Annotated in this window: 21 protein-coding genes and 1 pseudogene; 9 read left to right on the top strand and 13 right to left on the bottom strand. The window is 67.7% G+C overall.

Annotated elements, in window-relative coordinates; genetic code table 11:
- The first annotated feature begins 115 nt into the window (after positions 1 to 115).
- The 6 genes from AC0VYM_RS13640 to AC0VYM_RS13665 all read left to right on the top strand — a co-directional run bounded on the left by AC0VYM_RS13640 (position 116) and on the right by AC0VYM_RS13665 (position 5,980).
- A complete protein-coding gene (locus tag AC0VYM_RS13640) occupies positions 116 to 1,540 on the top strand; it encodes an SLC13 family permease (RefSeq protein ID WP_475462642.1) in 1,425 nt (474 codons plus the stop codon).
- Positions 1,541 to 1,705: 165 nt separating this feature from the next.
- Positions 1,706 to 2,506 (top strand): alpha/beta fold hydrolase, encoded by an 801-nt coding sequence (locus AC0VYM_RS13645; RefSeq protein WP_475462643.1) that lies wholly within the window; start codon positions 1,706 to 1,708, stop codon positions 2,504 to 2,506.
- Positions 2,507 to 2,544: 38 nt separating this feature from the next.
- Positions 2,545 to 3,102 carry a carboxymuconolactone decarboxylase family protein gene (locus AC0VYM_RS13650; RefSeq protein ID WP_475462644.1) on the top strand — a complete coding sequence of 186 codons (558 nt, stop codon included), beginning with the start codon at positions 2,545 to 2,547 and terminating at the stop codon, positions 3,100 to 3,102.
- Entirely contained in the window at positions 3,089 to 3,979 is an 891-nt protein-coding gene (locus AC0VYM_RS13655; RefSeq protein ID WP_475462645.1) for an amidohydrolase family protein, read from the top strand. The genes AC0VYM_RS13650 and AC0VYM_RS13655 overlap by 14 nt, the downstream gene beginning before the upstream one ends.
- Before the next feature lie 45 nt (positions 3,980 to 4,024).
- Positions 4,025 to 4,822, top strand: coding sequence for an SDR family NAD(P)-dependent oxidoreductase (locus AC0VYM_RS13660; RefSeq protein ID WP_475462646.1), 798 nt, complete (start codon positions 4,025 to 4,027; stop codon positions 4,820 to 4,822).
- 525 nt (positions 4,823 to 5,347) lie between these two features.
- On the top strand, positions 5,348 to 5,980 hold the full coding sequence (locus AC0VYM_RS13665; protein ID WP_475462647.1) for a TetR/AcrR family transcriptional regulator: 633 nt from the start codon (positions 5,348 to 5,350) through the stop codon (positions 5,978 to 5,980).
- A 147-nt stretch (positions 5,981 to 6,127) separates the two neighbouring features.
- Here AC0VYM_RS13665 and AC0VYM_RS13670 read toward each other — a convergent pair whose 3' ends face one another.
- The 3 genes from AC0VYM_RS13670 to AC0VYM_RS13680 all read right to left on the bottom strand — a co-directional run bounded on the left by AC0VYM_RS13670 (position 6,128) and on the right by AC0VYM_RS13680 (position 9,477).
- A complete protein-coding gene (locus AC0VYM_RS13670; protein ID WP_475463032.1) occupies positions 6,128 to 7,069 on the bottom strand; it encodes a PDR/VanB family oxidoreductase in 942 nt (313 codons plus the stop codon).
- Between the two features lie 9 nt (positions 7,070 to 7,078).
- On the bottom strand, positions 7,079 to 8,380 hold the full coding sequence (locus tag AC0VYM_RS13675; RefSeq protein WP_475462648.1) for a Rieske 2Fe-2S domain-containing protein: 1,302 nt from the start codon (positions 8,378 to 8,380) through the stop codon (positions 7,079 to 7,081).
- Between the two features lie 425 nt (positions 8,381 to 8,805).
- Complete coding sequence (locus AC0VYM_RS13680) at positions 8,806 to 9,477, bottom strand: pentapeptide repeat-containing protein (RefSeq protein ID WP_475462649.1); 672 nt, start codon at positions 9,475 to 9,477, stop codon at positions 8,806 to 8,808.
- Positions 9,478 to 9,968: 491 nt separating this feature from the next.
- On the opposite strand from AC0VYM_RS13680, the gene AC0VYM_RS13685 reads away from it, so the two are divergent.
- Positions 9,969 to 10,538, top strand: coding sequence for a TetR/AcrR family transcriptional regulator (locus AC0VYM_RS13685; RefSeq protein WP_475462650.1), 570 nt, complete (start codon positions 9,969 to 9,971; stop codon positions 10,536 to 10,538).
- Positions 10,535 to 12,076 (top strand): MFS transporter, encoded by a 1,542-nt coding sequence (locus tag AC0VYM_RS13690; RefSeq protein ID WP_475462651.1) that lies wholly within the window; start codon positions 10,535 to 10,537, stop codon positions 12,074 to 12,076. The genes AC0VYM_RS13685 and AC0VYM_RS13690 overlap by 4 nt, the downstream gene beginning before the upstream one ends.
- 165 nt (positions 12,077 to 12,241) lie before the next feature.
- On the opposite strand, the gene AC0VYM_RS13695 is transcribed toward AC0VYM_RS13690, so the two are convergent.
- Positions 12,242 to 13,075, bottom strand: a complete 834-nt coding sequence (locus AC0VYM_RS13695; protein WP_475462652.1) for an NmrA family NAD(P)-binding protein — start codon at positions 13,073 to 13,075, stop codon at positions 12,242 to 12,244.
- An 80-nt stretch (positions 13,076 to 13,155) separates the two neighbouring features.
- Here AC0VYM_RS13695 and AC0VYM_RS13700 point away from each other — a divergent pair, with 80 nt between their 5' ends.
- On the top strand, positions 13,156 to 14,130 hold the full coding sequence (locus tag AC0VYM_RS13700; RefSeq protein WP_475462653.1) for an AraC family transcriptional regulator: 975 nt from the start codon (positions 13,156 to 13,158) through the stop codon (positions 14,128 to 14,130).
- Here AC0VYM_RS13700 and AC0VYM_RS13705 read toward each other — a convergent pair.
- The 9 genes and pseudogenes from AC0VYM_RS13705 to AC0VYM_RS13745 form a co-directional block, all read right to left on the bottom strand.
- On the bottom strand, positions 14,112 to 14,444 hold the full coding sequence (locus tag AC0VYM_RS13705) for a hypothetical protein (protein WP_475462654.1): 333 nt from the start codon (positions 14,442 to 14,444) through the stop codon (positions 14,112 to 14,114). The two genes, AC0VYM_RS13700 and AC0VYM_RS13705, sit on opposite strands and share 19 nt — an antisense overlap.
- A 121-nt stretch (positions 14,445 to 14,565) precedes the next feature.
- Entirely contained in the window at positions 14,566 to 15,144 is a 579-nt protein-coding gene (locus AC0VYM_RS13710) for a hypothetical protein (protein WP_475462655.1), read from the bottom strand.
- A gap of 63 nt (positions 15,145 to 15,207) precedes the next feature.
- A complete protein-coding gene (locus AC0VYM_RS13715; RefSeq protein ID WP_475463034.1) occupies positions 15,208 to 16,953 on the bottom strand; it encodes a helicase-related protein in 1,746 nt (581 codons plus the stop codon).
- A gap of 373 nt (positions 16,954 to 17,326) precedes the next feature.
- Positions 17,327 to 17,932: pseudogene (locus tag AC0VYM_RS13720) on the bottom strand (DEAD/DEAH box helicase family protein); the annotation flags it as partial.
- A gap of 131 nt (positions 17,933 to 18,063) precedes the next feature.
- Entirely contained in the window at positions 18,064 to 20,928 is a 2,865-nt protein-coding gene (locus AC0VYM_RS13725; protein ID WP_475462656.1) for a type I polyketide synthase, read from the bottom strand.
- Positions 20,925 to 21,638, bottom strand: a complete 714-nt coding sequence (locus tag AC0VYM_RS13730; protein WP_475462657.1) for a methyltransferase — start codon at positions 21,636 to 21,638, stop codon at positions 20,925 to 20,927. Before AC0VYM_RS13730 ends, AC0VYM_RS13725 begins: the two co-directional genes overlap by 4 nt.
- Positions 21,639 to 21,677: 39 nt before the next feature.
- Positions 21,678 to 23,003, bottom strand: a complete 1,326-nt coding sequence (locus AC0VYM_RS13735; protein WP_475462658.1) for a hypothetical protein — start codon at positions 23,001 to 23,003, stop codon at positions 21,678 to 21,680.
- Positions 23,000 to 23,800, bottom strand: coding sequence for a DUF742 domain-containing protein (locus AC0VYM_RS13740; RefSeq protein ID WP_475462659.1), 801 nt, complete (start codon positions 23,798 to 23,800; stop codon positions 23,000 to 23,002). The genes AC0VYM_RS13735 and AC0VYM_RS13740 overlap by 4 nt, the downstream gene beginning before the upstream one ends.
- Positions 23,797 to 24,255 (bottom strand): roadblock/LC7 domain-containing protein, encoded by a 459-nt coding sequence (locus tag AC0VYM_RS13745; protein ID WP_475462660.1) that lies wholly within the window; start codon positions 24,253 to 24,255, stop codon positions 23,797 to 23,799. The genes AC0VYM_RS13740 and AC0VYM_RS13745 overlap by 4 nt, the downstream gene beginning before the upstream one ends.
- Positions 24,256 to 24,380: the final 125 nt, after the last annotated feature.

Below are 24,380 nucleotides of genomic sequence, written 5' to 3' on the forward strand. Positions count from 1 at the left end.
GCCCGGACGTGCCTCTGAGTCCTTTCCCGTCTCTGGAGAGGGGCACCAGGAAGCGCGAGGTGACGGGAGTAAGAAGAGCACCCCCGGAGGCGGAGTCGCGCTCAGACGTCTGTGCATGGCACTCGGGCCTCTCGCCTTCGCTCTCTTCGGCTTCGTCTACCAGCCCGCGGGTCTGTCAACCGAGGGTTCGATCGTCCTGGGCGTCGTCGCCTGGATGGCTCTGTGGTGGGTGAGTGAATGCATCCCCCTGCCCGCCACTGCCCTGCTACCCATCATCGTCCTGCCCCTGACAGGGGTGGTCGATTCGGGAAGTGTCTTCTCGGCCTACAGCAACAACATCATCTTCCTGTTCATGGGCGGGTTCCTTCTGGCTGGCGCCCTGGAGAAATGGGGCCTGCACAGGCGGATGGCGATCGGCATCATCAGACTCCTCGGGAATTCGGCGCCTCGCCTGATCCTCGGATTCATGATCGCGACATCGATCCTCTCCTTCTTCGTGACCAACACGGCGGCCACGATGATGATGCTTCCGATCGCCCTGGCCATCATCACGAGCGTCAAGGACGCGGAGAAGGGCGACTCGCACGCGGCTGACTCGCGTCGCTTCGAGAAGGCGCTCATCTTCGGCGTCGGGTACTCGGCCACCATCTTCGGGATGAGCACCGTCCTGGGTGGGACCAGCATCCCCTTCTTCATCTCCCACGCCAACGAGTCGCTCGGCGTCGAGATCTCCTTCGCGCAGTTCGCGGCCTTCGCCGTCCCGTTCGCGACCGTCTTCCTCCTGTGTTTCTGGCTCTACCTGGTGAAGATCCGGTTCAGAATGCGGATGAAGACCATCCCCGGGGGCCGGACGATCATCGACGACGAACACCGTGCGCTGGGGCGCATGTCGTTCGAGGAGAAGCTCGTCACCGTTGTCGGGCTGGCCGTTTCACTGCTGTGGTTCACCCGGACCTGGCTCGTGGCTCCGTTCGTGCCCGAGATCACCGACGGCATGATCGCCGTGGTCGGTGCGATCCTCCTGTTCCTGCTGCCCTCCCGCAGTGCCGAGTCCCCTCGCCTCCTCGAGTGGAGCGACACCAAGAAGGTTCCCTGGGGAGTGCTGCTGCTTCTCGGCGGCGGATTCGCCCTGGCCGGCGCGGTGGACTCCTCCGGTCTCTCCCAATGGGTGGGCGACCGGTTCATCGGACTCCAGGGCGTGCCCGGGGTCGTCTTCCTCATCATCATGGTCGTCTCGCTCGCGATGCTGACCGAGTTCACCTCCACCGGAGCCACGGCCATCCTCTTCGTGCCGCTCATGGGCACTGTGGCCATCGCCCTGGGACATGACCCGCTCTTCGTCATGCTCGCCGCCACCCTCGCCGTGAACTGCGCGTTCATGCTCCCGGCCGCGACTCCACCCAACAGCGTGATCTATGGAACCGGGCTCATCACCATCGGCGACATGATCAAGGCGGGGTTCGCCGTCACCATGCTGGGTTCAGCGCTCATCGTCCTGGCGATGTACGCCTGGGCGCCGTTCATCTTCACGTTCGGTTAGGCCACGAGGCGCCGCGGGCGGAACCTTGTCCGATCGGACGAGCGCCTCCTTGACTCACACGAGCTTTCGCAACAGACTGATGTTCATAAGACGTACAAAAGTACGTGATGCGTACAGAATGAGGGATGGAACGTGGATCCAGCAGGTACTCGCCAGCAGGACGCCGTGAGGCAGCTGATCGTCAGGCGCGGCGACGTCACCGTCGAGGTCTTCATCCAGGGCTCGGGGGACCCCGTGGTCCTCCTCCCGTCGCTGGGACGCGGAGCGGCCGACTTCGACGAGGTCGCCCGCCTGCTCGAACGGGCCGGACACCTGGTGGTGCGGCCTCAGCCCCGCGGCTTCGGTCAGAGCCAGGGCCCCACCGAAAACCTGACCCTGCACGACCTGGCGTCCGACGTGGCCGCCGCCGTCGAGGAAGCGGGCGTGCGCGACGCGATCGTCGTTGGCCACGCCTTCGGTAGCCAGCCCGCCCGCATGCTCGCCCACTCCCGTCCGGAACTCGTCAGGGGCCTGGTCCTTGCCGCAGCGTCGGCCGGCAAGGTTCCGCCCACGCTCACCGAACGCCCCTACGGCCGACTCCGCAAGGAAATCGACGGCGCGGGCAACCCCGACCTCAGCGAGGAGGAGCGCATCCGGTGCCTGCGGGCGGCGTTCTTCGCCCCCGGCCACGACCCCCGGGTCTGGCTCGAGGGATGGAGCTGGCCCACACACCTGATGCAGGCGCACGCGCGTGAGAACACGCCGGTCGATGAGTACTTCCCCGCGGGTGGCGTTCCCATCCTCGACCTCCAGGCCGAACACGACGCGGTCGTCATCCCCAACCTCTACCTGCCGCTGCTCGGCGCGGACCGCGTGACCGAGGAGGTCATCCAGGGCGCGGGCCACGCCCTGCTCCCCGAGCGTCCGGCGGAGTGCGCGGACGCGATCATCCGGTTCGCGGCCTCGGTTCCGCCCCGCCGGTCCTGACAGCCCCCCGCCCGCACACCACAGACACTGGAGCTTCCATGCCACGCATCGCGTACGGTTCCCCCGCGGGGCCTGCCGAGGCTGAGATGCGTGCCCGCCGTGGCGGCACGCTGACCCCGCTCGATCTGCTGCTCCTGCACAACGACCCCCTGGCGCAGGGGTGGAACGCCCTGCTGGGCGCCGTCCGCAGCCGTTTCACCCTCGGTGACGACCTGCGGGAACTCATCATCCTTCGCGTCGGTCACGTGAACGGGGCCGCCTACGAATGGCACGCGCACGTCGACGTCGGCAGACGCGCCGGCCTCACGCAGGAAGTGTTGGAGGTCATCGCGTCCGACTCCGCGCAGACGGGCAACCCCGTCTACGACGTGATCCTGCGCTACACCGACGAGATGACTCGGCACGTCACGGTCGAAGAGGCGACCTTCGCCGCTTTGGCGGCGGAGTTCACCGACCAACAGGTCGCCGAGATCACCGCGACCGTGGCCGCCTACAACATGGTCAGCCGCTTCCTGGTGGCCCTGGACGTCCACCCGCACGACAGGGACGCCGTGACCACCGCTCCCGAAGAGGTGTTCGGCCATGCACGATCTTGAGGTGACCACGCCCGGACCGCACCGCGAGTTCCAGAACCCGGGGATCTCCCTTCCCCCGGGCAGTTGTGACGCGCACGTCCACGTATTCGGGCCCCACCGCGTCTTTCCCTTCGCTCCGGAACGCACCTTCACCCCGCAGGACGCGCCCTTGGAACTGCTGCGTGAACTCCACGCGACGATGGGATTCGAACGCTCCGTCCTGGTCCAGTCCGCCACCCACGGCAACGACCACTCGGTCCTGCTCGACGCGCTCGAACGCGGTGAGGGCGCCTACCGAGCTGTCGCGCTCCTAGACCCCGCGACACCCGCGGCAGAGGTGGAACGACTCGACTCCGCCGGTTTCTGCGGGGCGCGGGTCCACTTCGCGCCCCACCTCGGAAGGTCACCCTCCCATGACCAGATCAAGGCCCTGGTGGACCGGATCGGCCCCCACGGATGGCACCTCGAGGTCCACGTGATGGAGGACGGGCTGGCCGAGTTCACCGAGATCGTGGACGACATCGCCATCCCCATCGTCATCGACCACATGGGACGCGTCGACCCCACCCCAGAGAACGAGGACCCGCGCGTCTCCCTGCTCGACCAGCTCCTCGAACGTGACGACACCTGGGTCAAGCTCAGCGGCGCGGACCGGATCTCACGGCGCACACCCTCGATGGCGGACGGCCTGGCCTTCGCGCGCCGACTCGCCCAACGACACCCGGACCGCTGCGTGTGGGGCACCGACTTCCCACACCCGAACACCCATGGGTACATGCCCTGGGACCACGACCTCGTCAAGGGCATCACAGCCATCGCGCCCACCCCCGAAGAGCGACTCGGTCTGCTCGTCAGGAATCCGGAGACCCTCTTCGGTTTCGAGCCCACGACCGCGTAGCGGTCAACGACCATCACCAACGAGAAGAACAGGAGACAAGCCGCCATGGCTCGACTACAGGACAAGGTGGCACTCATCGTCGGTGCCGGGAGCGTCGCCCCCGGATGGGGGAACGGAAGGGCCTGTGCGGCGATCTTCGCCGGGGAGGGAGCCCGGGTCACGGCCGCCGACATCAGCCCCGAGGCACTGGAACCGACAGTGGAGCTCATCCGGGGCGAGGGTGGGACCGTGACACCCGACACCTGTGACGTGACGGACGCGGCTTCGGTAAACCGCCTTGTGGAGGCCACCGTCGAACGGGAAGGACGCATCGACGTCCTCGTCAACGTCGTCGGAGGCTCGCGCCACGGTGGTGCCGCCGAGCTCAGCGAGGAGGACTGGCAACGCCAGATCGACCTCAACCTCTCGAGCGTCTACCGCACCTGCCACGAAGTGCTCCCGCACATGTTGCGCCAGCGAGCGGGGTCGATCATCAACATCGCCTCCACCTCCGGCATGCGCTTCACTGGTTCTCCGCAGGTCGCCTACGCATCGACGAAGGCGGGCGTGATCCAGTTCTCCAAGGTCTCCGCCGCCCAGTACGGGTCGCAGGGGGTACGGGTCAACACCGTGGTCCCAGGGCAGCTGCACACGCCCATGGTCGAGGCGCGCCTCGCGGGCCAGCGCACGGGCGGTGACGTGGAGAAGCTGCTCGAGCAGCGCCAGTCACGCATTCCGCTCGGGTTCATGGGAGATGGTCGGGACACGGCGTACGCCGCCCTGTACCTGGCTTCGGACGAGGCCCGGTTCGTGACCGGCACCGAGATCGTGGTGGACGGCGGTATGACCGCCCGGTGCGACTAGGCACTTTCGGGAGCTGGAGCGGATCAGGGTCTGCCCGGGCAGCTTTCGAATGTGCCTGCCGCGATGCCGAGCGGGCCCTGCTCGCGCTACTCAAGCCTTCCGACGAGCCAAAGGAACTACTGGGTTCACTACGACAAGGGCATCAATGCGACTGGTTATCCCACGGCAGGCACCGGCGACCGGGTCCGCTGCAAGGCGGGCCCGCCTGGGTCTGCGGCTGACGATGGTGGGCTTGTAGGTGGTGCCGCCAATGCGTTCTCTCTCGTTGAAGCCGACGTCGTGGTTATCGCTCCACGGTGGTGTTTGCCAGTTCGGGCTGCCGATTGTTACGCGGGAGGTGACGATCAGTTCGAGGCCCGAAGGGTGTCACTGTCGGTGAGTGGCGAGGCCGGTTGCTGTTGTAGCTCTCGTCGTTCGCCGTCAGGTCAGTAGACTCGGTGCGGCGCACGAGCCGCAGGGCAGCAGTCGGCCGGCGCTAGCATGGGCCTCCTGTTCTGATTGGTACGGGCAAGGGAGGCGCGAAAGGTGGCGAACACGGGGCAGCGTCGTCGTCGCTCTTCTGACCCCCAGCGACGCAGGGATCCGGAAGGCAATCGCAGAGCGATCCTGGAAGCCGCGCGCGAGGAGTTTGGCCGAAACGGTTTCGCTGGGGCTCGGATCATGCGCATCGCCACCGCCGCGGGGGTGAGCCACCAGTTGATCACCTACCACTTCGGTGGCAAACAAGGCCTCTACGACGCGCTCCAGGAGAGCTGGCACAGGACGAGCACGGAGATGATCGGCGGGCCGGAACCGTACGCCGAGCTCATCCGCACCTATGTGCGCGACGCGCACCAGGAGCGCGCGTGGGCGCAGCTCCTGGTACGCGAGGAGTTGGACGGTGGTTCGCCCGCCGGCCTGCGACGCGTGGCCGACTTCGTCGAGCAGACCAGACAACGGCAGGCCAGCGGAGAGATCCGTGACGACCTGGACGCCGGTGCGTTGACGCTGGCCTTCTTCGCCGCCGCGATCGCCCCGGTGATCATGCCGGACGTGGCGCGTACGTTCACCGGGGAGGATCCCTCCTCGGAGGCCTTCGTGGACCATTACGCTGATCAGCTGGCCCACCTGATGTCCGCGCTCGCCACCGGGACCCCGCCCGGGCGGCCAGAGGGTTGAGGGACCCGGGCCGGTCGGTGCTCGAGGCGAGCACCGACCGACGCCCACACGTGCGCAGGCAGACCGCGAGCACAGCCGCCGCGCCTTCACCAGGACCGATAGCCCGTCAGGCGAACCCTCGGGGTCTCCTCTGTGTTCCCGCCTTCGTCACAGGTCCAGCTCCAGGACCCGTGACAGCGCCCGGGACGAACAGGTCGCGAAGAATCCGTTGTCGTGCTCGTCGGTCGTGAGCACATCGTCGCGATGATCGGGCTCTCCCGCCAGGACCCGCACGACGCACTCCCCGCAGATGCCCTGCTGACATGAGGACGGCGCATCGACGCCGTTCTCCAGGAGGACGTCGAGGACGCTCCGGTCCTGGGGGACGTGGTATTCGACGCCCTCGGACGCCAGTTTCACCGTGAAGGCGCCCGGCCACCCGGTCTCGAGACTCGTGACGCCGCTGTTGAAACTCTCCTTGTGTAGCGCGGTGGGAGGCCAGCCCATCGCCTCGGCCCGGCTCAGCACATGGTCCATGAAGCCGCCGGGACCGCAGACGTAGACCGCGGTGTCCGGCGTGGGTTCTCCCAGGACGCCGACGATGTCGAGCGGGTCCCGATCACTGTCGTCGAAGCGGAAGGTAACCCTGGGGTTCTCCGCCAGGTCGGACACGAACGCCGCGTCGGCACGGCTCCGCGCGCAGTAGTACAGCGCGTACTCGCCCCCCTCAGCATCCAGTGACCTCGCCATGGACAGCAGTGGCGTGATGCCGATACCTCCCGCCAGAAGCAGGTGCCGGCGGGCTGGGGCGAGGGGGAACCGGTTGCGAGGCGCGGAGATTCGCAGCCGGTCGCCTGACCGGAGTGCGTGCATCGCGCGGGAGCCGCCACGGGAGTTCGGGGTGTGCAGCACGGCCAGCCGGTAACGTCCGCTCCCGGGCGGATCACACAACGAGTACTGACGAACCAGGCCGACTCCGTCCAACAGTACGTCGATGTGGGCTCCGGCGGTGTAGGCGGGAAGGTCAGCGCCGTCTCCCGCGACGAGGTCGAGCAGGATGATGTCGGCTGCGGCGACCGTCCGCGATAGGACGACCGCGTCCATCCACATGTTCGCCACTCATGCCCCAGTCGTGGTCGCGGACGTTTCGGTCTGGGTTCCTCCCTGGGAGATGGCGGACAGGGTGAACACGCCGGACTCAACGTGCCGCGGGGAGCCGTCGACCCGGCTCACACCCACCGGGTCCCGGCCGGCCTCGACGTCCTCGACCATGGTTCGCAGCATCCGGCGGACCATCACCACCCCGCGGTCGGAAGAGGCCAGCGTCTCCTCCGAATGGAGAGTGATCGGCCCCTGTGAACCTTGGGCCTCGATGTCGCTGGGGTAGCGCCGGAGGTCCTCCTCGGTCATCTCCCAGAACATTTTGCCGTTCTGCTTGATACCGAAGACCAGGCGCTCCATGCGACCCGGGTCGCCGGACCGGATCGAGAAGAAGACACGGTGGTGGGTGTCGTCGCTGGGGACGATCCAGATCAGCAGGTTGTGGCGTGTGTCGGGGGCCACCTGTGTGAAGTCCGGAAGCGCGATGATGTTGGGGAGCTGCTGTTCCAGACGCCACTCCAACTTGGTCTCTTCCCCGTCGGGACCGGTCGTCTCGTAGCGCTGGTGGTATTTGGCTCCGTACTCGGTCCTGTGATAGCTGGTCGTCTCCGCGACGCGCGACGGGTCATAGAAGCTCTCCGGCAGGCCCTCAGAGGTACCGGTCCCCGTGAGCTGGGCACCGGAGTGCTTGTAGTGCAGCCAGGTGACGTGCGCGTTGTCGATCGCGTTCTCCCAGATCTGCAACCAGTTGAAGTCCTGTTCCATCCCCGTCACCTCGGCTCCGGGGACGGGCCAGCCCGCGTAGTACTGGTCCCCCTCCTCAACGGGATCCAGGTTGTCCCAGCGCGGCAGGGCAGGCTTGAGATCGGGCGGGCCCATGTAGACGAAGACGAGGCCGTAGCGCTCCTCGACCGGGTACCACGGCTGCCTCGCGACCTCGCGACGGCGCCCGCCGCCGGGTTCACACGCCTGGTCCAGGCAGTGGCCGCGGACATCGAACTTCCACCCGTGATAGCAGCAGCGGATGCCGTCGTCCTCGATACGGCCGTAGTACAGGCTGCTGCCGCGGTGGGCGCATCGTTCGAAGACCACGCCGGCGCGCCCCTGCCCGTCACGGAAGACGACCAGGTCCTCCCCCAGGACGCGGGTGCGGTGCGGTTGTTCACTGGTGAGCGCCGATGCGGTGGCGATGGGATGCCAGTAGCGGCGCAGTGCCTCACCCATCGGCGTTCCGGCGCCGACCTCGGTGAGTCGGGCGTCATGGGACGGTCGCTTGCGGCCGTAGCCGGTCCCGGTGTCCACGGTCAGTGGTTCGGTCATGCCTTCTGGCTCCTCATGTGGAGATGTGTTCGCGATGGGCGGTCCGCCGTTGGGTGACGGCCGGTCGTGGGCCTTCCGTCTTACTCCTTGGACGGGCGGCCCGGTGAAATGCGGGTCCTGGCCCGGACAGTTGTACTGTTCCTGATGAATATTTGTCAATGAATATTCATCAACCCTGGTCGAAGGCGTTCAGTGTGGGTCGAGCAGCAGAAGGTGCTAGGTCGTCGGCCGAACGAGAACCCGGTCCAGCTGATGGCACACCGAACCGCACGTCAGCATCGAGGAGATTCTCGTGACCAAGGGTGACCAAGGCGCCGCTGACGAAGCCGACTGCGCCTGACGGCTTTGGACGATGACAACGGGCTCGGCCTGAGGGGCCAGCCCCACGTGATCGGCCGCGGGGGCCATTGTCCGGAGTGGGTCTCTCAGTCTTGGACGGTGATGCCCAGCGTGGTGGCCAGGGCGGGCGCGACCCCAGCCAACTGGGCCTGGCTGATGGTTGCTCCCCTCAGTGACTCGTACCCCGAGGCGAGTTCCAGTTCGGTGGCACCGCGCAGGTCCACGTCCTTCAGCGTGGCCTTGGCCAGGTGTACGCCCTCGACACTGGAGCCGGGAAACCGCACCCTCGTCAGCGTGGCTTCGCCGAAGTCCACGTCGGTCAGGACACAGTCCTCGAAGACGACGTCGACCAGCTCCGCCGCTCGGAAGTTGACCGCGTTGAGCTTGCAGGAGGAGAAGACAACCCGTTGGAGTTCACCCCCGAAAGCCACGGCGCCGGCCAGCAGGCTCGCGAGGACATAGCTGTCGGCCCAGGTGGACTCGGCCAAATCGGTGCCAGTCATGCGCGCGGTGTGCATCCACACGTCGCTGAACCGGGAGCGGCGTAGCCGACCGTGGTCGAACCGCACCCCGGTGAAGGCACACTCCAGGAACCGCGATCCGCTGGCTTCGATGTCGTCGAAGAGTGTGCCGTCGAAGTGGACGACCTCGTGAACACCGGGGTCGAGTTGCCTGCCCCGGAAGGGTTCCAGGGCTTCGGAGTGGGCCAGATCGTCCAAGGTGGCGGGCACGTGGGCTGTAGTGGTGAAGCGCTTCATCTCATCCTTTCGTGGCGGGCGTTTCAGCGCTTTTGGCGCGCCTGCGGTGGTGTTCGAACGCGATCCCGCCCCCCCGGGGGGGTGTTCGCACGCGCCCGCCTCCCGACAGGGGTGTGCAAGCGATCCGGGGGTATGCGCAGCCTCGGACAGACTGGTCCGAGCAGGGGTACCGCTGCCCCCAGGAGTGGCTTTGACCGCCGTCTGAAGGTGAGCGGGACGGGCACTCACTGCCGAGCCACGGGAAAACTAGCACCCGCGCGGCAGGTGCCCCGGGTTGAAACCACGCGTTTCGGACTATGGGGAACGTCGCGTTGACCTGTGGAGCGATGGTGTGAGCAGGAGAGGGGTACTCCCACGGGCGCTGCCGGCACGAAGGCTCCGGGTTCGGGACTTCGAGTCCGGACTCGTAGATGCGCCCTGTCATGCGTGACTGTCCCTCTCCGGGCTGAGCCCAGGCAGTAACTATACTTTTCGGAAGGTACAGTTATGGCATGCGACCGAGTTCGAGAAACCTGATCCTGGAAGCCGCGGTCCGTGTGATCGAGCGCGAGGGCATCACCGGCCTGACCTTCGAATCCACCGCCGAGGAGGCCGGCCTGACCAAGGGAGGCCTCCTCTACCACTTCCGCTCACGTGAGGAACTGCTGCTGGCGATCCAGAGACACGTCACCCGGACCTTGGAGGAGAGCCTTCGAGCGGAGCTTGGCAAACCGTGGGAAGAAGCCACCACGGCGGAACGCGGCGCCGCGTACACACGTGTCACCATGCGCGAAGGCGCGCACCAGGCGGACCTGGCCCTGATGGTGGAGTCCGCTGCCCACCCCGAGCTTGCCCGGCCCTGGAACGAGCTGATGGAGCGTTGGGCTCCTGAGCCCCGTTCCATCGACCCCGCCGAGCTTGACCTGTTCCTGGCCCGGTTGGCCGCTGACGGGTTCTGGCTCTTCGAGGTCACCACCGGCGTTGCGATTCCTGAGGACGTCAGGCAGGCCCTGGATGAACGCATGACCGCACTCACGCACACGTCACAGGAAACCGCGTCCGCACAGGAGGAATCCGCATGAGCGGCACTATGCAACCGACTCCGAGCAAGGCCCGGCGCTGGCTGGTCCTGGTCGCCGTCTCCGCCGGACTTCTGCTCATCGCGGTGGACATGACGGTGCTCTACACCGCCCTGCCCACCCTGACTGCCGATCTCGGTGCCAGCACCTCCCAGAAGCTCTGGATCATCAACGCCTATCCCCTGGTGATGGCCGGACTGTTGCTGGGCGCGGGAACCCTGGGCGACCGCGTGGGGCACAAACGCATGTACCTGATCGGGCTGGTGCTGTTCGGAACGGCCTCGGTCGTGGCCGCCTACGCCCCTGCACCCGCGGTGTTGATCGCCGCGCGGGCCTTCCTGGCCGTGGGTGCGGCGGCGATGATGCCCGCGACACTGTCCCTCATCCGTGTGACCTTCACGGACGAGCGCGAGCGCGGTATCGCCATCGGCGTGTGGGGGACGGTGGCGATGGTCGGCGCCGCCCTCGGACCGATCGTGGGCGGTCTGCTGCTGGAGTACTTCTGGTGGGGATCGGTCTTCCTGGTGAACGTTCCCGTGGTCCTGGCAGCGCTGGTGATGGCCGCCCTGGTCGCTCCCGGCGGCTCGGGCAGCTCCGACAGACCCTGGGATCTATGGGCCTCGGTCCAGATCATGGTGGGGCTCGTCGGCGTGGTCTACATGATCAAGGAGGCCACCAGCCCCTCGCCGTCCTGGTTCGCGGTCGCGGCTGCAGGAACGGCCGCAGCTGCTGGTTTCTGGCTCTTCACGCGTCGGCAACAGCGGCAGGACTATCCGTTGATCGACTTCGCGCTTTTCCGCGACCCGCGCATCGTCATCGGCGTCCTGGCCGCCGGAATGGCGATGCTTGCTACCGCCGGGGTGCAGCTGGTACTCACGCAGCGCCTCCAGCTGGTCCTGGAGCTGACGCCCCTCCACGCGGGCCTGGTCGTGGCCGCGTTTGCCGCTGGGTCACTGCCCGTAGGCGTGGTGGTCGGCGCCCAGCTTCATCGCACCGGGACGCGCTCGGTGATCGCAACCGGTCTCGTGGCCGCAGGCTTGGGCACGGTGGGCGTGCTCCTGTCAACCTCTGCACCCATGGGCTGGACGGTGGCGGGTCTGCTCGTGATCGGTGCGGGGGCTGGTGCGGCGGCGACCGCCGCCTCGGTCGCGATCGTGGGCAATGCCCCGGTCCATCGGGCGGGTATGGCCTCCTCGGTGGAGGAGGTCTCCTACGAACTCGGCAGTCTGACCGGCGTGGCGGTGCTGGGCAGTGTCCTAGGTGCGGTTTACACCAGCACCGTCTCCCTGCCTGCCGGGGCCCAACCCTCGTCCGCGGACGGCTTCGACCAGGCGCTGGCCGAGGCCGCCCGGATGGGCTCGGCCGAAGCGGCGTCGCTGGTGGAAGCCGCCACGGTGGCCTTCGACAACGCCTACCGCCTCACCCTGGCGATCGCCGCCGCAGTACTGTTGGCCGCTGGTGTGTTCAGCGCCCTCTACAAGCGCCGGAACCTTTCGGAAAGTGACAAGACGGCCGCCACCGGAGCCCGATCACACGCATAGCGGTTGCATGCGGGTCGTCCTCCTACGCCGCCTTCATGTGCGACCCTTCCGGCCAGAAGTCGTTGAAGGGGAAACGACCCTACGGGGACCGCACAGGCCGCACCCCGGGGCAGAGGTCGTCCGCGGACCCGGGGTGCGGCTGTCTCCGGTGTGGCCAGTCGGTGCTCAGGCCTGCCAGGCCCCTTCCTCGGCCGCCTTGCGGGCGAAGTCGGCGAAGTCCCGAGGAGGTCGGCCCAGTACCCTCTGCACGTCGTCGGTGAGCGTGGCCAGCGCCCCGGAAGCCACATGCTCGTACAGCCAGCCCGATACCTGCACCCACTCCTCGGGAACGCCCAGCCCGCGCTGCTCGGCGGCGTACTCCTCGGAGGTCAGCGCCACATAGCCGATGTCGCGCCCGGTGGCCCGGGAGATCTCGGTGGCCGCGTCGGCGAAGCTCATCAGCCTCGGGCCGGCCAGCTCGTAGCTCTGCCCCGCGTGACCCTTCTCGGTCAGGGCGGCCACCGCTACCTCGGCGATGTCCTCGGCATCGATGAACGCCTCGTGCCCGTCCCCGGCGGGGAGGCGCAGCTCGCCGCTCATGACCGGCTCGTACAGGAAGTCCTCGCTGAAGTTCTGGTCGTACCAGCGGGGTCGCAGCTCGGTCCACTCCAGCCCCGCTGCCCCCAGGAGGGACTCCCCGGACGGGAACTGCTCGTTCTCTCCGTCACCGGCGCCCGCGGTCAGCGCCACCGCGCGTCGGACCCCGGACCGCGCGGCCAGGCGTGCGAAGTCGACGATCTCGTCCGCGGTCTTCTGGCCCTCCATACCGGGATGAAGCAGGTACACCGCCCCCACGTCGTGCAAAGCCGCCTCCCAGGTGCCCCGATCTGCCCAGTCGAAGCGTTCCTCGGTCGAACGAGAGGCCGCGCGGACAGGGAAGCCCCTCTCCTGGAGGAGGCGCACCACGCGGCGCCCGCTCTTGCCCGTAGCCCCTGTTACAAGAATCTTTTCGTTACCCATGGATCGAGCCAATCACCCGTGCCCCTGCGTCACCAGCAACCACAAGCTCAACTCCATACCTGTTCGTCTACGCTAACCGTATGGAGCCCCTGACAGACTTGTTGAACGGTCTCCGCACCCATGGGGCGGTCCTGCACCGGTCGTCTCTGTCTGGTTCGTGGGCGGTGAGCTTCGAGCACGGATCCCCGCTGAGCCTGGCCGTGGTGCTGGAGGGCTTCTGTTGGATCGTCCCGCAGGCTGGCGACCCGGTGCGGCTCGGAGCCGGTGACGTAGCGGTCCTGAGCGGGGGCGCCTCCTACATCGCCGCCGACGACCCGGCGACCACACCGGACACCGTGGTCCGCTCCGGAGGTCGGTGCAGCGGACCGGACGGCTTGGCACGGGAGACCGCGCTGCCCTTTCCCCTCGCCACGGCCGACGGTGATCACACAGTCCTGGTGAACGGCTTGTTCACCATGGACGGTGGCGGCCCCTCCGGGCGTTTACTCGCTGCGCTGCCACCTTTGGCACTGGTGGAGGCGGGAACTGGAACCTGCCCGGTGAGCAGCGGGTTCTTCGAGGAGTTCTCCCGCCCCTTACCTGGCCAACAGGCCTTGCTGGACCGGACTCTGGATCTGATGCTCATCACCGCCCTGCGAGCCTGGTTCACCCGCCCCGGCGCGCAGGTCCCAGGTTGGTACCGGGCGCACGGCGATCCGGTCGTGGGTGCGGCACTTCGCCTACTGCACGCCGGCCCGGCCCACCCGTGGACGGTGGCCTCGCTGGCCGCCGAGGTCGGAGTGTCACGGGCGGGCCTGTCCAGGCGTTTCAGTTCCCTGGTCGAGCTGCCGCCGATGACCTATCTGCGCCAGTGGCGGCTCACTCTCGCCGCAGACCTGCTGCGTGACCCAGGCATGACCGTCCAGGCCGTAGCCGCGCGGGTCGGGTTCGCCAACGCCTTCGGGTTGAGCGCGGCGTTCAAACGCGAACGCGGAACCAGCCCGCGCGACTACCGCACGGGCACGCTTCTGTTTCGTGCCGGGTGTGATGGAGGCTCTCAAACTTGGGAAGGATGAGAGCCTCCGCCCGCCTCCACTCCCAGGTCGCTGTTCACCACGTCGAGGAGACCGTCGACGTCGAGCAGGCTGCGGATCCCAGGGCTGGGCCCGGAACCGTGAAGGGGGTAGTGTCCCTGGTGTGTGGTCAGACCTTCCACGGCGAGGGCGACGCCGTACTCGGCCGCGATGGTCGCCAGGGTCCGCACGTCGTCGAAGGCGAGGGATTGGCGGAGCACCGAGCCGGGCAGGAGGCCGGTCGCCGCGGCGACCCGTACACGGTGGACGTCCAAGGCTGCCCGGACCGTCTCGGGGAGGACCTTGGGCAGGTGCACCTCGACTTAGAGGTCGGCCCTCCTGGCGAGCACGATCTGCTCGACCACGGCGAGGGTGGGAGTTATGTACCAGCTCAAAGAGTCAGCCCAACGGGGGGTCGTCAACGAGGGCTCCAGGGATCTAGCGCAGTGGAGGATGAGGGGTGCTGCCGCTGCTGCTGAGTTCCAGGGCCTGGGACCACGCCCTGCTGAGTTCGGTGCGAACGGTCGGGGTGACGGTGGGGTCCAGGCGGTCGGCCCCGGCCGCGAACTGGTCCTCGTCGACGTACAGCAGGTACGTGTTCTCCCCGTAGACCGTCATCCCTGGAAGAAGTTCGCGGGTCACACGCAGATGGTCCCCGGCGAAAAGACGGGCTGACTCCATGGCGAACTCCTGGTAGGGAGTCATACGGTCGGGGTCGGGCAGAACGACGAGACGGCGCAGGATGATTCCGTCCTGCCTCCACACCCGAAGCCGAGAGCGCATCGCCGCGACATCGGCGGCCAGGAGCTTGCGGGCCCTGCTCCGATCCCCGGCCGTGTAGGCCGCCAACGCCGCGTCATCGCGCAGACGCCCGGACAGGTCGTCGACTCGCCAGGCGTCTCCGCGTGTGGTGGGCAGGGACCGTAGGAAGGCGACTTCGTCTCGGTAGGTGTCCCGGGCCAGACGTGTTCGAGAAGCGTGGGCGAGCTGGTGCTGGAATGCTGCGGAAGTGGTCATGGGGCGGCCTTGATCTGGTCGTTGGGGACGGCGCGGTCGTGGAGGTGGCGTGTGCTCTGCCTGTCAGGCGTTGGCCGTAGCGCTGCTGAGCATGGGGGTCAGCACGCTGAAGGTCAGCGGTCTCAGAACACCTAGTCGGGGTCGAAGGGGGCTGCTGGTCGAGGGAGGGGGAAGGCGATCACTCCGCGCAGGTGGGGGAGGGTGCGTATCCCTCGAAGTCTTTTTGGAGGTGTAGACCCGGGGGTTCTGGAAACGTGGTGGCATCGGCTTCCCGGGTTCCACACCCATGCTCTTCAGGTAATTTTTCTGGTTCGAGTTCAGGCGATCCCATTTCCTCCGATGTGAATCCAGGAACTTGTAATGAGGGTTTTTGCTGCCCCTGACCGCTGAGTCGGGTAGTGCGGCTATTTCTCGCACTCTCTTCCACCACGCATGCTCGATGAAGGTGAAGTCGGGAGAGAGCCCCAGGTCCTTGAGGTGTTCTATGCGCTGTTTGGAGGCATGTCCGGTTTTCCAGTCATGGATTCTCTGGCAAATCCATGTGCGGTGCTCCAAGGGCAGGTCGGAGAAGTCCTTGCCCATGTCCAGGGATTCCTGGATGGTCAGGCATGTGGTCTCGAACTTGCTGGTGTCGAAATCCAAGCCGATGGTCCGGAGTGTTTCTTTCTGGTCGTCTTCGAGCTCGTCCCCGCCCCACGCTGACCCCATGCGGCTGATGGCGCTCATGATGGAGAGTTCTTCCTTCGTTTTCTTGCCGCTGTAGGGTTTTGGTAGGCCGCCTTTGTTGTATTCGGTGACCAGGCGTTCGATCGTGGTGTCGTGCTTCCGGGGTGGGCGTGCAAGGGGCACGCCCTTCTCGCGCAGCCACGACGCCTGTTCCTCGCTCAACCGCTTTTCGAGGTAGGCCTTTTTCAACGCCTTCACGAGTTCAGACGGCAGCTCCGCACCGTCCGCCCGGTCAAGGGCCGTCTTCGCGCGCGCCCACAGCGACGTGTTCGGGGACGGGTCCGTGATATCGATGGATTCCAGTGCCTGGCGCTGCCGGGGGTCATGGCCCGTACCCCGGCGGTACAGATGCCGGTTCTTGGTCAGCCAGTCGAAAAGCGGCCGGCCGGAGGGGAGACGGATCGGGTAGTCCGCGGGCGGGTAGCAGTGGCCGTGCTCGGCGAAGAAGTCGCGGGCGAGTGCGAAGGCGGCCCACCACGGCGAGGCCGTCGCTTCCACGGCCCGCACCATGATCGCTTCGGCGAACGCCTTGTCGACCTCAGAGCCGGTGATCGTCAACCACGTCGGAATCCGCTGTGTGCCGCGCAGTGCCCCGGCGCCCCCCGGTGGGTTGTCCTCGGGCGCGCGGGTGCCATGACTGGACTGGTAGGCGTAGGCGTAGCTGGTGTCCAGGTGGGCCGCCACACGCGTGTCGTGGGAGCGCAGGCTGGAGATGACCTCCCACACGTGGGTGAACGGCGACAGGGCATCGCGTTGCACCGTGGAGGTGCCGGGGTCGGCCAGGACCGGGACCAGGATGACGGTCGGGTCGGAGCGGCGGGGGTTCAGGCGCAGCCCGCGCCCCAGCCGTTGTGTGGTCTGCACCATGGAGCTGCCGGGGTCGACCAACATCACACAGTCCACACTGGGGACGTCCACCCCTTCCGACAGTACGCGTGCGCTGGAGACCACCACCGAGCATTCCTGTGGGTCTCCCAGACGGGCGAGGATGCTTTCCCGTGCGCGGGTGTGGGTCTCGCCGGTGACGTAGTGGGCTGAGACCGGCCTTGGGGGGGCGCTCGTGGTCGGGCAGCAGTTCCGCAGCGGCGGCCAGGGTCCCCGCGAAGCGCCTTGCCGCGTCGATGCTGGCGTGGAACGTCATGGTCGAGCGCAGGTCGTACTTGGTGATGGCGCGCAGCAAGGACAGCTGGGCGGCGAGCATGGAGGCGGGCACGCTGTGGCCGCCCACCTGCAGGAGCGCCTGCTCACCGATCAGTGCGGCGACCTCGGACGAGCTCACGACGCTGATGACCGTGAGGTGGTCGCTCAGCAGCCCCAGATCGATCGCCCGGCCGCAGGCCAGGGTGTACAGGTCACGGCCGAACACGCGCGGGTCGTCCATCGACAGCACTGAGGGGGTGGATCGGGTCGCCGTCCCCTCGACGGTGGGGCGGGGTTTGTAGATGATGGGGGTGGCGGTCGCGTACAGCCGGTGGCGTGCCGGGATGTTGTCGTCGTCATGGATCTGTGTCCACTGCGTGTCGTGGTCGGAGGCGCTGCGGTGGGCTTCGTCGACCACGACGAGGTCGAAGCGTCCCAGGCCTCGGCGGTGGGCCTCAGCGAGCGTGGGCACACTGTGGTAGGTCGTCAGGACCAGGGTCGTACCTTGCGCCAAGTCCAGAGCCGCCAGTCGATCGGGATCAGTGGAGATCGTGGTGCGGGCGGTGACGCAGCCTCGCAGGGAGGCTCTGGCGGAGCTGCACACTCCGATGATCTGGTGCAGACGGCTCCCCAGCACCCGCTCCCATTCCCTGGCGGTCTGCTGGAGCAGGGGCAGGCTGGGGACCACCACCAGGACCAGGCGGACATGCATCTCGGCCGCGACCGCTGCCGACGTGATGGTCTTGCCGCCACCGCAGGCCATGATCAGCTTTCCGCGGCCCTCACGTGTGAGTCCGTCGCAGATCGCGCGAACCGCTTCTACCTGGTGGGGGCGGAGCGCGAGGTCCGATACTGGCGGAGTTCGGGTGTCGACGTCGACAAGCGTGGGTGCTGAGGGAGCCAGTACTTCGCGAAGAGTCATCGAGGTTCTTCTTGTCAGGGGTGCGAGGAAAGGGTGGTGGGTCCTCGGCCCCGCGCAGATCGGGCGCGGGGCCGAGAACCGGGCGCCGTTCCCTGGGGAGGAGGACGGTCGGCGCCTGGGAGAAGGTCTGGCTACTGGCTGAGGCGGTCAGCGAGATCGACGACGACGTCTCGCCAGGGCCGGTCAGGGAGAAACAGCTGGACATCGACGTCGGCCCACCGTGGAACCCGGCGTAGCCGTGAGGTGAGCTGGAGCAGGCCGTGGCTGGTGAGCCCGGTCTCGGCCCACGAGGTGGCGGCGTTCAGACCCTCGGGTAGGTGAACCAGCCGGGACACCTCGGAGGTCACGTGCGCCCACACCTGATCTGGTGCAGGGGCAAGCTCCGTCGTCTCGATGTCCTCAGTTGTGGGGCGGGTGTGGTCCCACCCCGGCGGGATGACCAGGTGGGGGTGTGCCCGGTGTGTGGGGCCGGTCGGGGTGATGCCGGAGACGTAGAGCTCCCCGATACCGTGCGCCAGCTGACTGGGGTCACTGGTGATCGCGGTGACCGGGGACTCGGGCCGAGTGTGGGCGACGTGCTCGACTAGCAGCGCGCGCGGCCCGATCTCCACGAACACCACCTCCTCGCCCTCCTTGAAGGCCCTGGTCGCCCGATGGAGGGCGTCGGTGAAGTGCACCGGCTGCCGGGCCTGGGCAGCCCAGTACGCCGGCCCCCACATCCCCTCGCTGTCGGTCTCGTGCGGGTAGGCGGTGGAGACGATCGGTGTCCGCGCAGGATGGGAGATCAGCCCGCCTAGGGCGAGTTCCAGTTCAGGGGCGACCCGGTCCACGGCCGAGGAATGGGCGGGGATGACGTCGGGTACCGGACGGGACCACACCCCCGCGGCGTCCAGGGTCGCGCGCAAGCGTCGAAGGTCGGCGTGAGGGCCCGCCACGACCTGGAGCTGGGGGGCGCTGTAGGAGGCGATGCTCACCCGGTGGTCGAAGGCGGCGGTGTGCTCCAGGGCCTGCACGGCGGAGGTGCGGATCGCCAGAAGCCCGCCCTGGTCGGCCAGGCCGCTGAGGATCCGGGATCGGTCGGCCAGCACCCGACTGGCGGCTGCCAGGGGAAGCACCCCCGCCGAGTGGGCGGCGACGATCTCCCCTACGGAGTGGCCCAGCACCAGGGCGGGTTGGATGCCGCGTTCAGCCAGCAGCGCGGTCAGCCCGATCTGGACAAGGAAGGTGCAGTGCTGGGCGTCCACGAACCCGGTGACGGGTGCTCCTGGGCCCCACACCTCGTACCCAACGCGGCGGGTCAGCTCGGCCCGCGCCTCGTTCACCGCTGTGGCGAACACCGGCAGCAGCATCAATTCCCTGGCCGCGTTCTGGTGGTGGCCTCCGTGCCCGGAGTAGACGAACACCACCGGGGGGCGGGACATCGCGACGGCAGGCCCGACCACGTCGGCGTTGGGCGCCCGGTCCTGGATACTGCGGAGTCCTTGGACGAGTCCTCCCAGGTCACTGGCTACGGCGGCTGCCCGGTGCCGGTGGTGGGAACCGTGAGAGATGGCCTGGTCGGCTACCGCTCCCACGGATCCCGCGCCGGGGGCACGTTCGGCAAGGCGTCCGGCGGCGTGGGCGAGTGCCTGCGGGGTGTGGCCGGAGACCACCACGGTTTCGGGGAGCGGCATCGGATCTACGGCGGGAGGCAGCTCCACTGTTGGAGCGTTGGTGTTGGTGTTGGTGTTGGTGTTGGTGACGATGGCGTGGGCGTTGGCCCCACCGAACCCGTATGACGACACCCCAGCCACCCGTTCGCTTTCGGGCCACGGTTCGACTCGGGTGGGAACCCGAACCTTCTTCATCAGCCCCGGGCGGAGGCGCTGGTGGTGCAGGGTGGGCGGGATCTGCCCGTGATGAACCGCGAGCGCGGCGACCATCACCCCCAGTGCCCCGGCGGCACCTTCGAGGTGGCCCAGGGTGCTTTTGACCGACCCCACCGGGACCGGCTCCTGTCGGCTCAGTGCCTGGGCGATGCCTTCGGCCTCCACACGGTCCCCAGCACGGGTGCCGGTGCCGTGGGCCTGCACCCACCCCAGCTGGTCGGCGCTGATCCCGGAGTCGGTCAGGGCTCGGGTGATGGCGTCGGCCTGCCGAGAAGCGCGCGGGGCGAGCAGGTGCGGGGACTTCCCGCCGTGGCTGATCCCGGTCCCGGCGACGTGCGCCCACACACGGTGACTACGGTCGACCGCCACTTCGGCGCGGACCAGGACCAGTACCACGGCCCCTTCGCTTCGCACGTAACCGTCGGCGGCGCCATCGAAGGGGGCGCTTCGGCCCTCGCGCGAGAGGACACCGGCCTCGGTGAACCCGGCGGTGATCTGCGGGCTGGAGAGGATGTTGGTTCCGGCCACCAAGGCGAGGTCGATCTCTCTGGAGCGCAGGCCTCGGACGGCGTAGTGCAGGGCCGTCAACGAGGAGGAGCAGGCGGTGTCGATCGTGAGGGAGGGGCCGTCCAGGTCCAGGACGTGGGAGAGGCGGTTGGCGAGGATCGCCATCCCGGCACCGGACCCGGTGAAGAGCCCGGCACGGTGGCCCCGGGCGAAGTTCTTCGCGGCCTGGTCGGTGCTGGCTGCTCCGACGTACACCCCGGCCGCTGACCCTGCCAGCGACGCCGGGGCGATTCCAGCGTCGGCCAGAGCCTCGTGAGCGACCTCCAAAAGCCACCCCTGCTGGGGGTCCATCTCGGCGGCTTCGTCGGAGCTGATCCCGAAGGCGGCGTGGTCGAAGGCGTGGTCGACGACGCCTGCGGGGTAGGGGGCGGCGGGCACCTGGTCAGGGTGCAGACGGTCGATCATCGTCTGCCACCGCTCTTGGGGGATGCGGGTTACGCAGTCCCGGCCCGAGAGGAGGGTCTTCCACAGCAGGTCCGGAGAGTCGATCGCATCCGGCAGGCGGCAGCCCATACCGATGATCGCCAGGGGAGCGTGTTCCTGAGTCGGGTGATCGGTCATCGGATGGGCTCCCGCACGACAAACGCCACACCGCTGCCCATGATCGTCATCCTCACCCAGGCGAAGTACGTGCCCAGGACACGTTCAAGGTCCGCGTAGCGGTCAGTGCCGTTGCAGAAGACGTTGTCGGCGCGGTTGTACTGCCACATCAGGACCCGGGCCAGCAGGTTGGTCCGGGTCGCAGGGTCCTGGGCGTCCGGCAGGGTGTAGCCCCAGGCCACCCCGTCATCGTCCAGGGCGTCGGCCATCCCCCGGATGGCCGCCTTCTTCGCGTCGAACCCGGCGCCGGGGAGGCAGTGGAGCACGTTTCCGATCGCCAGCGAGCGGAAGTGATGCTTCTGCGTGGGCCACGGCAGGGCGAGGATGTCGTGCTCGTGAGTCTTCACGTGAGCTCGGCCGGAGAGTTTCTGCTCAGCCGTCTCCAGCGGGGCCCGGTTGATGTCGAGCACATCGACCTGCCACTGATCTTCCAGGGCCGGAGCCGGGGTGTGGTTCAGGAAGTGGAGGTCGCCCGGCCCGATCTCCAGGTGCCGGTCGGAGACGTGGAGCAGGTACAGGTCCTGGAGGTAGTCGTTGTCGAGCTTCCACGCCCAGCGGTGCGCCTTGTCGACGATGAGGTCGCCGTAACGTGCGATGTTCTTGGGGCTGTACAGCTTCGGGTTGGGCTGGGAAATCCATGTGGTGTTGGTGCGGGGGGATTCGTCAGGCATGGTGACGGGGCCTTTCGGCTGGAGGAGAAGGGGGTGCGGCTAGAGGGTGAGGAGGTGGTTCATCCGGGCGGGGTCGTCCAGCCCGGCCGCCCAGGCCGCAGCTCCTTCGGGGGTGGAGACGGTCTGGGTGAACGCGGCCAGTACGTGATCGGGCAGGTCACCGCTCCAGTAGGCGGTGACGAACCCGCCGAACGCCGAGGTGTACTGGCCGTGCCGAGCCCAGTAGGCCTCCCACGCCCCGGCCAGGAACGGCGCGTCCAAGGCCGCGCTGGACTGGCGTTGCTGTCGGATCTGGTCGCGCAGCGTCGTGGCCACCCAGACCGAGGCACCGGCCCCCTGACCGGAGGCGTGCTCGACGGTCACCGTGGCGTCCCCAACCCCCACCACCGGCGTTCCAGCGATGGTGATGACTGGGCGCCGCACCTGAGGGTGGACCTCGCGGACCAGCTCCGACCCCGGGATCACCGCCTCCCACGACCACCGCTCGGCCATTTCCGGGGCCACGGCATCGAGGTGGCGGAGCACGTGGGACCAAGCGGTCCGGGCGTGCGCGCCGTGACGACGCGGCAGACCCGCCTCCGTCTGCCCGGCCTGCTCCTCGGGGAAGAGGAGAGGCGTCGGATCCCACGGACTTCCGGGGCGGGCCATCACCTGCACACACACCGCTGCATAGGGGGTGACGTGCATGGGAGGGGCGTCCAGCGCGGACAGGGCTCGAACCTGAGCGGTGGAAAGCTCATCGACGGTCAGGACGGGATAGACCATCACCTCGCCCCAAGGGCAGGTCAGCACCTCCGCGTGCATCGGAAGGAGGAGCTCGGGAACGGCCAGGTGGACCTGGACCACCACACGGTCGGTGGCTCCACCGGCGCGATCGGGGTCGGTGGGGAACAACTTGCGCAGGTCGGAATCGGCTCCAGGTGCGACGACCACCAGGTCGTGCATGCGCGATGCCGCGAACCCTGCGACATCGTCGGCGGTGCAGGTGCGTTCGTGAACGCGGCCACCGCGTTCGGCCACGTGCTGGAGCCAGTAGGCGCTCTTGAGCCGGTGATCGACCGCCACCGCTGGACCCGGTAGCGGCGCGGTGAACTCGAAGCCCTCACCGTCTGGAGGGGCCATGCGCATGCGCACCTGGTGAGCGGGGGGAGCGGTGTGCTGCCACAGTCCCAGCCCGAGCGAGAGCTCGCTCTGATGCACCGAGGGCAAGGTGAGCTGGGTGAGCCCGGCAGGGCTTCCCATGATCTCGGGGGTGGAGTGACGGGTGAACAGATCGACCTTCCACCCGTCCTCCAGTAGCCCAGTGGCCAGGGTCAGGGCGGAGTGGCCGGAGCCGAACACCACGGCTCGTGGGGGCGCGCTCATCGCTCAACTCCGTTCATCCGAGCCGAGCACAGGTCCATGATCGCCTCGCGCACTCCGTGACCACGGGCATCCCCCACCACCAGTGGTGTGCGTGTCGACAGGCCCACCGAGGCCCGGACCACGTCGGTGTCCACCGTGGTCTCGTCCGCCTCGTGGACCAGCAGTACGGCTGTCACGTCAGGGGTCACCGCCGTCAGGCTCTCGTGGGCGACCTTCAGATCCTGTGGTCTGGTGCCGGTAATGATCACCGCGCCGAAGGAGTCACGACGCAGATCACTCCACAGCGGGCTCGCGCTCTCCAGGCCGCTCACACCCAGGGCGAGAAGGTTCAGATCCTCGGCCACGCGGGTGGTGGTGATCTCGATCCGGGGTTGGCCCCGCAAGAGCCAGGTTCCATCTCCGGCCAAGCTCATTGACGCCTGGTGAGCGACTTCTTCGTGCTCGCAGACGATGAGCACCTTGATCACGGCAGCTACGACCGGTGCTGCTGGTGAGCCCGCGGCCCAAGCACGCAGCCGGTGTGCCCAGGCTGGGGCACGTACCACGCGGACCAGATCCAGAGTGGCCAGTTCGGTGACCACCACGGCGGTCACCGCCAAGGGGTGACCGGTGCGGGCAGCCACTTCGGCCACAGTCACGGTCCGGTCCACCTCCCGGAGAACCTGGAGGCAGCGTCCGAGGGCGTCCGGGAGCTCAGGTTGGTAGGAGGCCGGGACGTCCGGGTTGGCTTCGACCAGAGAGTGCATGGCCACCCCCGTGGACGGGCGAACCCAGAACGGAGCCGTTGGGGCGATCACGGGATCACCCGTTCAGTCTTCGCGACCAGGTGTTCCTGGGGTAGTAGATGGCGAGTTCGGGTGATGAATCCGACGATCGCGTAGGCGATCTTCGCCAAGCCCTCCACGTTGTTCGTCAGCAGGCCCAGGCCGAACGATCCCCCCAGGGGCGCGAGGACGAGAGCTCCCGACTCGTAGCGCACCACGATCGTCTCGGGTTCTCCCCGGTCGGTGAGCTTCCCGGCTCCGCGTGCGAGGAGGAGCACGTTGGTCATGATCGCGGTGGCTCGCTCCGCCTCGACCTGCTCCAGCTCACCCGAGCGCAACAGGTGGAGCCCATGGGTTCCGAACACCACCACGTAGGAAGCATCCGTGTCCTGGGCCAGCTCATCCAGCGCCCGTTGGAGCGCCACAAGGTCGTCGGGTTCGGGCATGGCCGTGTTCGGCAGACGAGGTGGGGCGGATGTGGTCGACATGTTCAGCAGTGTTCAGCCACGACAACGTGGAACCTATGCGCGCGCGGATATTCTCTGTGTTCGATTTATGTGCTCTGTTCGATTCCTTGGCCACGGCCAGCAGAAATGCCTCGATAGAGGCTTCC

The sequence above is a fragment of the Nocardiopsis sp. iso_237 genome, assembly GCF_056173345.1.

Excerpts from the sequence above, each read along its gene's own strand:
- AC0VYM_RS13655 (WP_475462645.1), top strand. The coding sequence starts at position 3,089 with ATGCACGATCTTGAGGTGACCACGCCCGGACCGCACCGCGAGTTCCAG.
- AC0VYM_RS13660 (WP_475462646.1), top strand. The coding sequence starts at position 4,025 with ATGGCTCGACTACAGGACAAGGTGGCACTCATCGTCGGTGCCGGGAGC.
- AC0VYM_RS13675 (WP_475462648.1), bottom strand. The coding sequence starts at position 8,380 with ATGACCGAACCACTGACCGTGGACACCGGGACCGGCTACGGCCGCAAG.
- AC0VYM_RS13725 (WP_475462656.1), bottom strand. The coding sequence starts at position 20,928 with ATGACCGATCACCCGACTCAGGAACACGCTCCCCTGGCGATCATCGGT.
- AC0VYM_RS13700 (WP_475462653.1), top strand. The coding sequence starts at position 13,156 with ATGGAGCCCCTGACAGACTTGTTGAACGGTCTCCGCACCCATGGGGCG.
- AC0VYM_RS13745 (WP_475462660.1), bottom strand. The coding sequence starts at position 24,255 with ATGTCGACCACATCCGCCCCACCTCGTCTGCCGAACACGGCCATGCCC.
- AC0VYM_RS13695 (WP_475462652.1), bottom strand. The coding sequence starts at position 13,075 with ATGGGTAACGAAAAGATTCTTGTAACAGGGGCTACGGGCAAGAGCGGG.
- AC0VYM_RS13640 (WP_475462642.1), top strand. The coding sequence starts at position 116 with ATGGCACTCGGGCCTCTCGCCTTCGCTCTCTTCGGCTTCGTCTACCAG.
- AC0VYM_RS13680 (WP_475462649.1), bottom strand. The coding sequence starts at position 9,477 with ATGAAGCGCTTCACCACTACAGCCCACGTGCCCGCCACCTTGGACGAT.
- AC0VYM_RS13735 (WP_475462658.1), bottom strand. The coding sequence starts at position 23,003 with ATGAGCGCGCCCCCACGAGCCGTGGTGTTCGGCTCCGGCCACTCCGCC.
- AC0VYM_RS13670 (WP_475463032.1), bottom strand. The coding sequence starts at position 7,069 with ATGTGGATGGACGCGGTCGTCCTATCGCGGACGGTCGCCGCAGCCGAC.
- AC0VYM_RS13690 (WP_475462651.1), top strand. The coding sequence starts at position 10,535 with ATGAGCGGCACTATGCAACCGACTCCGAGCAAGGCCCGGCGCTGGCTG.
- AC0VYM_RS13685 (WP_475462650.1), top strand. The coding sequence starts at position 9,969 with ATGCGACCGAGTTCGAGAAACCTGATCCTGGAAGCCGCGGTCCGTGTG.
- AC0VYM_RS13730 (WP_475462657.1), bottom strand. The coding sequence starts at position 21,638 with ATGCCTGACGAATCCCCCCGCACCAACACCACATGGATTTCCCAGCCC.
- AC0VYM_RS13650 (WP_475462644.1), top strand. The coding sequence starts at position 2,545 with ATGCCACGCATCGCGTACGGTTCCCCCGCGGGGCCTGCCGAGGCTGAG.
- AC0VYM_RS13710 (WP_475462655.1), bottom strand. The coding sequence starts at position 15,144 with ATGACCACTTCCGCAGCATTCCAGCACCAGCTCGCCCACGCTTCTCGA.